At 52.7% G+C, this 11,535-nt stretch carries 8 protein-coding genes and 3 pseudogenes; 7 read left to right on the top strand and 4 right to left on the bottom strand.

What is annotated here, in order from left to right; translation table 11 throughout:
- The first annotated feature begins 100 nt into the window (after positions 1 to 100).
- The 3 genes and pseudogenes from nifB to HC231_RS11205 all read left to right on the top strand — a co-directional run bounded on the left by nifB (position 101) and on the right by HC231_RS11205 (position 2,635).
- Positions 101 to 1,497: pseudogene (nifB, locus tag HC231_RS11215) on the top strand (nitrogenase cofactor biosynthesis protein NifB).
- On the top strand, positions 1,497 to 2,015 hold the full coding sequence (locus HC231_RS11210; protein ID WP_208231043.1) for a nitrogen fixation protein NifQ: 519 nt from the start codon (positions 1,497 to 1,499) through the stop codon (positions 2,013 to 2,015). Before nifB ends, HC231_RS11210 begins: the two are co-directional and overlap by 1 nt.
- A gap of 84 nt (positions 2,016 to 2,099) precedes the next feature.
- Positions 2,100 to 2,635 (top strand): annotated as a pseudogene (locus HC231_RS11205) (ClbS/DfsB family four-helix bundle protein).
- A gap of 240 nt (positions 2,636 to 2,875) precedes the next feature.
- Here HC231_RS11205 and HC231_RS11200 read toward each other — a convergent pair.
- Both HC231_RS11200 and HC231_RS11195 read right to left on the bottom strand, forming a co-directional pair.
- Complete coding sequence (locus HC231_RS11200; RefSeq protein ID WP_208231042.1) at positions 2,876 to 3,571, bottom strand: ATP-dependent Clp protease proteolytic subunit; 696 nt, start codon at positions 3,569 to 3,571, stop codon at positions 2,876 to 2,878.
- 523 nt (positions 3,572 to 4,094) lie between these two features.
- Positions 4,095 to 6,857, bottom strand: a complete 2,763-nt coding sequence (locus HC231_RS11195) for a winged helix-turn-helix domain-containing protein (RefSeq protein ID WP_208231041.1) — start codon at positions 6,855 to 6,857, stop codon at positions 4,095 to 4,097.
- Between the two features lie 246 nt (positions 6,858 to 7,103).
- Here HC231_RS11195 and HC231_RS23955 point away from each other — a divergent pair.
- Together HC231_RS23955 and HC231_RS11190 are read left to right on the top strand one after the other, a co-directional pair.
- Positions 7,104 to 7,274: pseudogene (locus HC231_RS23955) on the top strand (ABC transporter substrate-binding protein); the annotation flags it as partial.
- A gap of 164 nt (positions 7,275 to 7,438) precedes the next feature.
- On the top strand, positions 7,439 to 8,218 hold the full coding sequence (locus HC231_RS11190; RefSeq protein WP_208231040.1) for an acetoin reductase: 780 nt from the start codon (positions 7,439 to 7,441) through the stop codon (positions 8,216 to 8,218).
- An 85-nt stretch (positions 8,219 to 8,303) separates the two neighbouring features.
- Here HC231_RS11190 and HC231_RS11185 read toward each other — a convergent pair whose 3' ends face one another.
- Positions 8,304 to 9,497: an MFS transporter gene (locus HC231_RS11185; protein ID WP_208231039.1), complete on the bottom strand. Its 1,194-nt coding sequence runs from the start codon at positions 9,495 to 9,497 to the stop codon at positions 8,304 to 8,306.
- Between the two features lie 137 nt (positions 9,498 to 9,634).
- Between HC231_RS11185 and HC231_RS11180 the strand changes: the two genes are divergently transcribed.
- Positions 9,635 to 10,522 (top strand): LysR family transcriptional regulator, encoded by an 888-nt coding sequence (locus tag HC231_RS11180; protein WP_208231038.1) that lies wholly within the window; start codon positions 9,635 to 9,637, stop codon positions 10,520 to 10,522.
- Between the two features lie 14 nt (positions 10,523 to 10,536).
- Here HC231_RS11180 and HC231_RS11175 read toward each other — a convergent pair whose 3' ends face one another.
- Positions 10,537 to 10,788, bottom strand: coding sequence for a LysR substrate-binding domain-containing protein (locus tag HC231_RS11175; RefSeq protein ID WP_208231037.1), 252 nt, complete (start codon positions 10,786 to 10,788; stop codon positions 10,537 to 10,539).
- A 308-nt stretch (positions 10,789 to 11,096) separates the two neighbouring features.
- Between HC231_RS11175 and HC231_RS11170 the strand changes: the two genes are divergently transcribed.
- Positions 11,097 to 11,483 carry a hypothetical protein gene (locus HC231_RS11170; RefSeq protein WP_208231036.1) on the top strand — a complete coding sequence of 129 codons (387 nt, stop codon included), beginning with the start codon at positions 11,097 to 11,099 and terminating at the stop codon, positions 11,481 to 11,483.
- Positions 11,484 to 11,535: the final 52 nt, after the last annotated feature.

Raw genomic sequence — 11,535 nt, 5'->3', positions numbered from 1 at the left:
AAAAATAACTATTTATTTAATAAAGACTTTTTATTTTGTCCGCCCGGCATGGCGATTGCACGAAATGTGATGAGGTTGGCTCATTACCGGGGTTAAGCATATGGCAAATAACGCATCATTTTCAGGCAAGCGTTCATGCGGTTCGATGAATACGGCGCACTTTACGCCTCTGCAGGCGGATAAAATTTCCCGCCATCCGTGTTACTCGCCACAGGCGCATCACCGTTATGCACGTATGCATCTGGCCGTGGCGCCAGCCTGCAACCTGCAGTGCAATTACTGTAACCGGAAGTATGATTGCAGTAACGAATCCCGTCCTGGCGTGGTTTCTGAGCTGTTATCGCCTGAACAGGCCGTCGCCAAAGCCAGGTATGTCGCCTCCCGGATCCCCCAGTTATCGGTTATCGGCATTGCGGGGCCGGGCGATCCGCTGGCGAATATCGCCCGAACCTTCAAAACGCTGGAAGGGCTGCGCGCGGAGATGCCGGATATCAAACTGTGCCTATCGACCAATGGACTGATGCTGCCAGATGTGGTCGATCGGCTGATTGACGTGGGCGTCGATCACGTCACCGTCACGGTTAATGCCATCGATGCGGTCATCGCCGAAAAAATCTACGACCACCTGTGGTATGAAGGGGATAAGCTGCGGGGCCGCATGGCCGCCGATTTGCTGATAGAACGGCAGGGCGAGGGCATTCGCAAGCTGGCCGAACGCGGCATCATGGTAAAGGTGAACTCGGTGCTGATCCCGGATATCAATGCCGCGCATCTGAATGACGTCAGTTTACAGGCTCGCCAGTGGGGCGCCGTGCTGCATAATGTCATGCCGCTGATAGCCAAACCGGAACACGGCACGCGTTTCGGTCTGGATGGGGTTCGCGAACCCAACGCGGATGAGTTGGGAGCGGCGCGCAACCAGTGCGGACGTCATCTGCCGCAGATGGCGCACTGCAATCAATGCCGGGCCGATGCGATTGGCATGCTGGGCGATGACCGCAGCCAGGAGTTCCCGCTATCATCGCTACCGCAACAGCCTGAACCGATGCTGCCGTCACTGTTTCGCCGCGCCAGCATTCAGGCCGGCATCGCAACGCAGGGGAGTCTGAAGAGCCGGACGCCTGCCTGGTTGCGGTGGCGACCGGGAGCGGCGATGTCATCGATCAGCATTTCGGCCATGCGGATCGCTTCCATATTTTCAGCATTTCCAGAGCCGGTATCATCCCGCTGGGCGAACGCTTTACTCAACGCTATTGCCAGGGGCCGGATGATTGCGCTGAAGATGAGCCGGAAGATCGCCTGGAACGGGTTATCGCATTGCTGTCTGACGTAAAGGCGGTCTTTTGCGCCCGTATCGGGCTGACGCCCTGGCAGCGTCTGGAATCAGAAGGAATAGAACCATACGTCAACGGCGCCTGGCAACCCGTTCGTGAAACGCTGGAACAATGGCGCGCCGAGCGCACTCCGCCGGAGGTCAACCAGAAGGGGGTGGCATAATGCATCAGACGCCGGACATATGGCTGCGCTACCTGGTCGACAATCACCTGCGCGGCCTGTCGCGCTTTCCGACCCGGATGAATCTGGATGATGCCGCCTGGAAAGGGTTGCTGCAACGGCTAGAGATAACGGAACCGGCGCGGCCGGAGTACTTGCATCAGCAGGATGAACTATTGCGCGGCTTGCTTATGCCGCGTCGTCAGGAGTGCGGACAGCTAGCCGACTGGCTCGCTCAATACATGACGGAACAGGCCGCGCCAATGCATCGTTTAATCGCCAGCGCCGCGATGGGGTTTAATCATCTGTGGCAGGATTTAGGGCTGGCTTCACGCGCAGAGCTGCGGGAATTAATGACGGTCTGTTTTACGCCGCTGGTCGGCATGAATGAAAAAAACATGCGCTGGAAGAAATTTTTCTATCGCCAGGTTTGCCTGACGCAGGACGGGGAACTGATGTGCCGTTCTCCATCCTGCGAAAGCTGTAGTGAAATTGATTTTTGCTTCTCGCCTGAAGACTAATACCCCGCAATATGATCGATAACAAAGTTAACCGGATATGCTGACGCTAATCTTTTCTCTCAGACTTTCAGTTGAAGAGGTTATATGTCGGTACCTGATACAAAAGACGAATTAATTAAGGCGATTAACCGTAATTTTGCGTCGTTGATGAAACGCATCAACGCAGTTCCCCCGAACGCGCCTTTGTTCCTGAAATGCCCGGACACGCAAAAGATACGCGGATGAGCGCAGCCAATCTGGTGGCTTACCTGCTGGGGTGGGGCGAACTGGTGCTGAAATGGCATGAATGCGAACGACAAGACCTGCCGATCGACTTTCCCGAGACGGGTTTCAAATGGAATCAACTCGGACTGTTGGCGCAAAAGTTTTATCAGGATTACGCCCATATAGAGAAGTGGCCGGTATTGGTTGAGTTACTGGAGGATAACAAAGCTAGTCTGCTTGCGTTGATCGAGGGATACTCCAATGAACAACTCTACGGCGCGCCCTGGTATGGTAAGTGGACGCGCGGCAGAATGATTCAATTTAATACCGCCTCTCCCTATAAAAACGCGGCCGGCCGGCTTCGTGACTGGGAGAAAAATCGCCAATCAACAAAGGATTGCCAGAATAACGGTTAATAACATATCGCCGGCTTTCTGCCATGAGAATTAATTCAGCAATAATTTATTTTATTTCATTAGAATAGCGTTATTCCATTGACGACTAAAAAAGAAGTGACTAATGGGATACATCGATCGCCGACAAGATGGCGGGGAAATAACACCGACATTTCAGAAATAAAATATCGACAGGTAATATCGCAAATGTGCTGATATTACCTGACCGCAACGCTGCGTAACAACAACGAAGATTACTGTTTAGTGCGTCTCTTTCTCAGAAATGTAATAAGATACGTCGGCATTGACCATTGCTTCTGCAATACCGGTCGTCATTTTTTTCTCCGCCGCCTGATCGGCATTGATTAATGCTCTGGTGCTTTCGCTATACAGGATTTTTTGGCGCTCATCAGCGGTATACGTTGTACAGCTCTTATATATCGTATCGAACATATTGTTATATGTGATATTCATTTGTTGCACCGTATTTACCTCATCAGGTTTTAAATACTCCCTATTGATGTTGGATGAAGCCGCCGGATGGAGGAGAAATGATGCGCCTTTCATAACCAGACGCTCTTTTGCTGCGCAATAAAACATGGTAGCCGAAGAGGCGACCATTGACATATTTACTGTGATCACCGGGGCCGGCGAGCTTTTTATCGCCTCATAGGTCATATAACCGTTGTCCATGTCGCCGCCGTAGCTATTGATATAAAAATATATATCCTTCAGATTAGGGTAAGTGGCGTTAATCTCATCCAGCGTGGACATTACATCTATGGTTTTACCTTCGGTCACGTCGCCGACATAAACGATTTTGGCATGCTCAACATTAGCATTCTTGATACCGGGGCTTTTAATTACTGAAACTTCAGCGAAGGACTGCAATGGCAGTAAAGGTAATATAATAAAAGCGAGCGTTCTAAACATGGATAATGAGTGATGATTTTTCATAAAATTTTTGTCGTCAAAGTTATAAAACCCGGAAATGGTAATTTATTTATTACCCCGGAGCAAGATCTATACATATTATTAAAAGCCGGCGCGTTTTTTGTTATGGTTAGGTGCTTTTTGTTATAGATGAGTATTTTTTATGATATCCGCTTTTTAAGTATTTCAATGTTTGATGAATTTAAAAGTCACCAGTGATACAATTTATCGTATTTATTATTTATCAAAAAATAATAAATAGATGTTTATCATCTTTTTCTCGATTATTTCGCGTCGTTATCTCTTAACACCAGGGTGACAATATAAAAATATCGCCGCAGTGAAACGCTCGCATTGTTATGCAGGGAAAATAACGCAACCGGCACGAAACGATTAGCCTTTTTCGAACATTAAGCGCCGTTAACCGCGACAATCGCGGCCTGCAATTTCATTCAAGACAGAAGGAAATGACTGCCTGAATAAATGAAGAGGGAGATTACCGCTCAATGCGGCATTTGAAGCGTGATTGCATCGTATAACGAGAAAATCAGCTCAACAGATTCCACTCCCTGGCTTGGTTAATCGCCTGAATTCGGCCGCTGACGCCCAGCTTTTCATACACCTGCTTCAGATACCATTTTACCGTTTCGACCGAGATCCCCAACGAACGGGCAATGCCTTTATTGGAATAACCATCGGCAATAAGATGGAGCATTTGCTGCTCTCGTTCGGTCAAATGGTGTGGCTGCGATTGCGGGATCTCTTCCGCCAGAAGCTCGCCGCCCTCTGCGGCCTGTTGCAATAATATTGCGATCGTCTTGGCGCATTCGGCGTTAGGGGGCAGTTTCTTGCATAATGGGCCCAGCAAAGGCAGCAGGTCAGAGCCGGCATCCAACAGGCTACGCTTGAGTTTTTGCTGTATCGCCCGCTGCAACACCGGTTTAAAGATCTCGCAAGCACGCGCTTCCTGACCCGCCCGCCGCAAGGCGACTGTTTGCATAATCCTCAATCGTACGGCCGACAACCACTCTGCGCATTGCTCCTGTTCGCCGGCCAGTTGGTTAATTATGTCGGCTGCGGCCAAGGGTTCGCCATCGGCAATCAGCAGGCGGCTGTGGCTTATGCGAAGATAATAGATAATAACATTCAGACCCGCAGCATTTTCCCCCGGCCCGGCTTCTTCAGCCAACGCTTGCAACTGGCCGAATAAATGCTTGGCGCCGTCGATGTCTCGCTGCCGAAGACGCACGGCTAACCGCTCGGCCAGCAGCGGCGCCCGCGCCCGCGACCAGCCCCGGCTAATCGCCAGTTGTTCAGCATGCAGCAGCAACCGATCCGCCTCGCCGGGCTGTTCGTTTAACAGCGCCTGGCGCGCTAAGACGATATAGCAGCGGCTGAGGCTATCGGGCGGGCAGAAATTATCGATCATCTCCAGGCGCAGGGTGAGCAACGCATCAATCCTGCCTATATCCCCTTGCTCCCAGGCAATTTCAGCCAGAATAGGGGCGAGCGTTGCGCCGCTGCTGGAATTATCCCCGGTATGCTGTTCGGCATAGCGCAATGCCTGGGAGGCCTGACGCTCGGCTTCAATCAGCTGCCCCTGACGCAGATAACCCTGGGCCACGACGAACGCACGGTAGACCTCAACGAACAGATTCCGGTTCGCGACTTTGGCGCCGGGTAGTCGGCGTTGCACATTCAGAGCCTGTTCCGGACGTAAATCAACCAGATGACAATAACTGAGAATGTTGCACACCAGGCCATCCACCCAAACATCACCACAGGGTATTTCGCGTAATAACGGTTCGGCCAGGGCCATACTTTGTGGAATATTTTCGGCAAAGGCCTCGCAAATGGCCCGAACCACCCGTAACTTGACCCAGATGCTGCGCGTCAGACTGTCGCGGTTGGCCGCCACCAGTACCTCTATGGCATCGAGTAACTGCCGGGAATCGTTAAACCGAAAATGATGCGCCAGCGCCCAGGCCAGGTTGAGCTGTAGATCAATGCGGGAAGGGTCCAGATTGGCCGGCAGGTAGCGCATCCAGCGCACCAGCGTATCAATATCCCCTTCCTCAGCCAGCGATTGAGCCCCAACCACGGCATGCTTGCTGCCGGTTTTGCCCGCGGCCAACGTGTGTCTTATCGCTTCGGACCATAGATTCTCACCGGCGAACCAATTGCTGGCCCGTTCATGCAAGAGATGAATGTCTTTATCCGCTGAGTTTTGCAGCCGGTTGAGCAACGTATCGCGCATCAGCGGATGATAACGGAACCAGGCTCCGCCTTCGCCCAGAGCACAGAGAAACAGGTTGTGCCGCTCTATCCAGGCCAATGTCGCCTCGCCGTCGCTCCGCCCGGTTACGGCATTGCATAGGGAGGGGCTGAGACGGTTAAGAATAGCCGTGCATAACAGGAAATCGAACACATCGGGCGGCAGCGGCTTGAAAATAATCTCTTCCAGATAGCGGGTGATCGTACGGGAACCTTCGCTCAGACTGCCGATAAAGCTACCGGGGTTAGTGCGCCAGTCGGCGGACAGCGTCGCTATCTTCATGCCTGCGATCCAGCCTTCGGTCAGGGCGATAATCTGCTGAATATCCTGCTTTCTGGCCGTATCGGGCGCTAAATCCATAAAATAGGCGCTGGCTTCCTCAACGGTGAAACGTAAATCTTTATCGTAAATTTCCGCCAGTTGATCCTGAAGCCGCAGACGGCTCAGCGCCAGAGGCGGGTGGAAACGACTGCCGATTATCAAGTGCAAAGAAGAAGGGGCATGGTTAAGCAGGTATGCAAGCCCGTCACGTATTTCACGATGGCTGATGCTGTGGTAGTCATCAAGAATCAGATACAACGGATGCGGACAAAGGTGTAATTGGTTGATGAGTTCCGCCAGAAACATCGAAAAATCGGCGGGTAACTCGCCCTCCAGATACTGTTGGAAGGCCGAGCTCCAATCGTGATACAGGGGCCGCAGCGCTTCCAGCAGATAACGCATAAATAGCAGCGGCGAGTTGTCGTCTTCCTCAAGGCTTAGCCAAGCCACCGCATCGCCTTGCTGCCGGCGCCGATGATACCACTGAGCCAGCAGGGTGGTTTTACCAAAGCCGGCCGCGGCGCAAACCAGCGTCAAACAGCATGGCGCGGCTTCATCAAGCCGTTGCAATAAGCGCTCTCGCTGCAACAACATTCCCGATGTGCGCGGGGGCGTAAGTTTGGTGAGGATCAGCGGTAGCTTGCGTGTAAAACGAAAAGGCTCTTCATTAACGAATTCTGCCAGCGGGTAATATTTGGGGAGCAAAAACGGCATACGTGCCAATATCCCTTTATTCAATAAATGTTTTCAAGGCGCTTAAGAGGATAGACCGAACCGCCGCGATGACTCGCCCCATATGAATTAGCCCCCCCAATCGGGGGGTATACCGAGTTTGTTCACTTCTATAAAGTAAACCGCATTCCGCAAATAGAGCAGGAAGACGGGATTCCACGCGCCTAACGGCCATACCGCCGGGGAACATGAAATAAACAACGGTTGTTACCGGCTTATCCAAGATGCATGAATCGTGAGTTTGAAGAACGTCTGCGCGCTGAAAATACCGGCGGCGATATTCCCGGATTTATACATCAATACGCCGGTGAGTAGGACATCGCAGTCAGCGTGTATATAAGCCTGATATATACCGATTATATCGGTTCAGCACTCCGGGGTCACGGCCATTGTGCCGCTCATCCGCCTGCGTTTAAGACGGAGGATGAAAATTTTCCCTGGGATGATTTTGCGCATCCCAGGCTGTTGGAAACAATGTTCGGGGCCATTTTTTACAGCTAATGGCCGGGCATTGCATCAGTAACTATTGTTTCTTTTAATCAGTAATGAGGTGGATTTAGAGTATGGCTATCGAAAATAAAGTAGCGTTGGTAACCGGCGCCGGGCAGGGTATTGGCCGTGGTATCGCATTGCGTCTGGCCAGAGACGGAGCATCGATAATGCTGGTCGACGTTAATCGTTCCGCTCTGGATACGGTAGCCGCGGAAGTTGAAGCATTGGGGCGTAAGGCGGCAACGTTTGTTGCCGATATTTCCGATCGCGCTCAGGTTTATGAAGCTATCGATCTGGCTGAGAAACAGTTAGGCGGATTCGACATTATTGTCAACAATGCGGGTATTTCCCAGGTTCAGGCGCTGGCCGATGTCACGCCGGAAGAAGTTGAACGCATCACGCGCATCAACATTCAGGGAACGCTCTGGGGCATTCAGGCCGCCGCGAAGAAATTCATCGACCGGAAACAGAAAGGCAAAATCATTAACGCCAGCTCCATTGCCGGTCATGATGGTTTCGCTTTACTCGGCGTTTATTCCGCCACCAAATTTGCCGTGCGCGCTCTGACCCAGGCCGCCGCCAAAGAGTATGCCAGCCGCGGAATCACGGTGAATGCATACTGCCCTGGGGTGGTCGGTACCGGGATGTGGGAACATATGGACCGCCGTTTTGCGGAAATTACCGGTACGCCGGTGGGCGAAACCTACAAAAAATACGTGGACGGTATTGCGCTTGGCCGCGCCGAAACGGCAGATGACGTGGCAGGTCTGGTATCCTACCTGGCCGGCCCTGACTCTGACTACGTCACCGGTCAGTCTATCCTGATTGATGGCGGCATTGTTTACCGCTAAGTTCTCTTCCTTAAACCGCTTTCCTTATTGGAAAGCGGTTTTTGGGCGACGCCATTCCCCATATCCTGCTTATGGCGCGTTCACTTCAACGATTGTGGTTGTTGGCCAGCCGTCTGTTCATGAAAAGCACCCCCAGTAAAGAAGCAAGCAGAATGCCGATCGCCGCCCATGCGAATGATGCTGAACCCGTCCGGCCCAATAAAATGCCCCCGACGATGCCTCCGCCGGCAACGGCGGTGTTCCAGCCGGTGGTATAGAAGGATTGCGCTACATCCACCGAGGCGCCGGCGAAACAAGATAATGCGGTTTGCGTGATTGTGGCAAAACCGCCGAAAGCGAGCCCCCATACCAGCACGGAAGGATAAACCACCTGCGGAAGATCGCCCCAAAGGCCCAACAGCAGAGAGGCGAGGGCGAAAACGGCAATGCTCGCCACGGCAAGCCGTTGCAACCGGCGATCGACCAGCGCGCCGACGCACCACAGCCCGATGATTGCCCCCGAACCGAAGACGAATAGCACGATATCCACATTCGCGGATAATCCCGAAGGGATGAGTAAAGGCTCGATGTAGATGTAGAGAATGTTGTGGGCGATAATGAAGGTAAAGACCACAAACAGCACGGTACGAATGCCGATCCTCAGAAAGACGCTGACAAGCCTCTGGCGTTGTTCTTTGGTCTGCCCTGGGAAATCCGGCACGACCGCGACTATCCATGCGATGAGAGCCAACGCCAGCGCCGTCATCAGACCAAAAGCGCCTTGCCAGCCGATGGCTTGCCCCAATAAGGAACCGAGCGGCACGCCGAGCACCAGCGCGATAGTCGCACCCGCGCCGGAGATTGCTATGGCGCGCCCGCTGAGATGGGATGGCGACATGCGCACCGCATAGCCAGCCAGCAGCGACCAGACGACGCCGCCGAAAACGCCGGCGAAAAAACGCGCTATGAGCGAGATGGTATAGCTAGCGGAGGTCGCGGTAATAAAATTGACTACCGCAAAGCCGAAGATCGCAGTCAAGAGCAGCGGACGCCGCCGCATGCCTTGCGTAAGCACGGTGACAGGGATGGCTGCGATCAACGCCCCCAACGCATAGGCGGTGATGAACTGACCCGCCAGACTTTCAGAGGTATCCAGGCTTTGCGCAATGGCGGAAAGTAATCCCACGGGCAGGATTTCGGTCAGTAGCGTGAGAAAAGCCGCCATCGCCAAAGCAAACAGTCCCGGCAGCGGCAGGCGTTCGCTGTTCTTGTCTAGAATCGCCGTAGTCGTTTTGTTCATTAATCATATATCCCCGGATCGACGTCATTCAGCCCCTTGCTGAAAACTGTTTGTCATGCTGCCAATTCCCGCATAGAAGAAAAATAGGCTAGAGTGAATAACACTTGTGACAAATTCGTCATCATTAGGGGAGTTATATGGATAGTCTCGGCTCACTCCACATCTTCGTGCGGGTCGGCGATTCCCGTAGTTTCACGGCGGTTGGTCAGCAGTTAGGCATCTCCGCATCGGCGGTAAGCAAGGCCATCGCTCGGCTGGAAGATCGGTTGGAAGTGCGCCTGTTCCACCGTTCAACCCGTACCGTCAGTCTGACGCCGGAAGGCGCGCTGTTTCTGGAGCGATGCCGGCGCATTCTGAGTGAGGTGGAATCTGCCGAAGCCGAGCTGCTGCAAACGAAGAAAACGCCGCAGGGCAAGTTGCGCATCAGCCTCCCATCGATCGGTACGCTTTTTATGTCCAGATTGGGGGAATTCAAGCGGCGCTATCCCGATATAGCGCTTGATATCGATTATTCAGATCGTCTGGTGGATGTTATTGAGGAGGGGTTCGATGCCGTTGTCCGCACCGGAACGCCCAGCGACTCCCGGCTTACCGCGCGACGTCTGGGGGTCTGCCGCAGAGTGATAGTGGGCGCGCCCGAGTACTTTGACAAGGCCGGTATTCCACTTAAACCGGAAGATCTGGCAGGGCATGCCTGCCTGCTCTATCGCTTTCCCGCTACGGGTAAACAGGATGTCTGGCCATTGTCGCGCCCTGATGGTATGCCCGCCATTGAACTCCCCGCCAGTATGGTGACCAATAGTCTTGACCCGCAGGTATGCTTCGCGGAGCAGGGGCTGGGCATTGCCTGTGTGCCCGAAATCGCGGTGCGCTCGCAGTTGCAGCAAGGCCGCTTGATGACCATCCTGGACGATTACAACCGGGATATGATGGTTTTCCATGTATTGTGGCCGTCGGGCCGTCACCTTTCGCCCAAGATTCGGGTGTTCGTTGACTTCATCGTGGAAAACCTGTTTCCGCTCTGATTTGTCTGGCCGATTTATGCTCCCAGCAGCGCCTGTGCGAACACTTGCAACTTGGCCGGCGGATTTCTCAGTGCGCGCAGCAGATGGATATCGTCGTGGCGTTGCGCCGGATCGTCAAACACAGTAATTAATTGTCCGCCGGCAGTGGCGCGCGCGGTAACCCAGGTTGGCAGGTAACACAAGCCAATACCGGCAATCGCCGCCAGCAGCAGCGCCTCAAAATCATATGACCGCCTACTTTCTCGGTGGTGCGGCCGGTTCGGCATTAGGCGCCATAGTTGCGGGACATTTCGGGTGGAACGGCATGGCGGTCGCAGGGATGTCTTACGCGGCGCTGGCGGCGGTTTTAGTATTATGCCGACGGAAGTGAACGCCGGTCGCAAAGCAATTTTCTTTTATTGCAGGGGGGGAGGGTCGCTGGCGGGGCCATGAGAGCGGAGGAAGCGTTGGAATGGAGATTAATCGATCGCATCCTTAAGAAATGAGAGTATAGGGATTATATCGTATGGAAAAACCAAGGGGTTGAGCTAATAAGCTCATATCCTCTAATCCGAAAAGCTATATCAGGGAAAAAATGATTACCACTCATAAATTTAACATTAGAAAATACAAACAGTTATGGAAATTTTTTTTCCGCCCTGCACTGTTAGCAGTTGCTATATTTGGCATCACTTTGCTGCTCTCTGAAGTCATAATTAAAGATGCTTTCACTCTCGCATTTCTCGCTTTATTCACGCTTGCGTTGTCACTGTTTTGGCGAACAGCGAAATTTAAGGATAGAGAAGGCGTGTACCGGATTATGTGTCTGCTGGGAGACGTAGCCGCTGTTACGCTTGCGCAGGCTACGGTAAATGCAGTAGAGATATATCCCAATCCTACTTTTGAAATGATCACTGCATGGTTACCTGGCATTTTATGCGGTTTATTCAGTTTTTGCTTTTACCGGGAAATTGATGACTGATTAAAGAAGTGCCGAGCTTCAGTTACCGTTTCAAGAAAAATCCACGCAAATG

Origin of the sequence: Brenneria izadpanahii (assembly GCF_017569925.1) — a bacterium.
GTDB lineage: Bacteria > Pseudomonadota > Gammaproteobacteria > Enterobacterales > Enterobacteriaceae > Brenneria > Brenneria izadpanahii.
The sequence above is the reverse complement of the archived record's forward strand: the minus strand, read 5'-3'. Positions and strand labels throughout refer to the sequence as shown.

Coding starts and splice junctions, on each gene's coding strand:
- HC231_RS11175 (WP_208231037.1), bottom strand. CDS start 10,788: ATGCCGAACCGGCCGCACCACCGAGAAAGTAGGCGGTCATATGATTTT.
- HC231_RS11210 (WP_208231043.1), top strand. CDS start 1,497: ATGCATCAGACGCCGGACATATGGCTGCGCTACCTGGTCGACAATCAC.
- HC231_RS11170 (WP_208231036.1), top strand. CDS start 11,097: ATGATTACCACTCATAAATTTAACATTAGAAAATACAAACAGTTATGG.
- HC231_RS11180 (WP_208231038.1), top strand. CDS start 9,635: ATGGATAGTCTCGGCTCACTCCACATCTTCGTGCGGGTCGGCGATTCC.
- HC231_RS11200 (WP_208231042.1), bottom strand. CDS start 3,571: ATGAAAAATCATCACTCATTATCCATGTTTAGAACGCTCGCTTTTATT.
- HC231_RS11190 (WP_208231040.1), top strand. CDS start 7,439: ATGGCTATCGAAAATAAAGTAGCGTTGGTAACCGGCGCCGGGCAGGGT.
- HC231_RS11185 (WP_208231039.1), bottom strand. CDS start 9,497: ATGAACAAAACGACTACGGCGATTCTAGACAAGAACAGCGAACGCCTG.
- HC231_RS11195 (WP_208231041.1), bottom strand. CDS start 6,857: ATGCCGTTTTTGCTCCCCAAATATTACCCGCTGGCAGAATTCGTTAAT.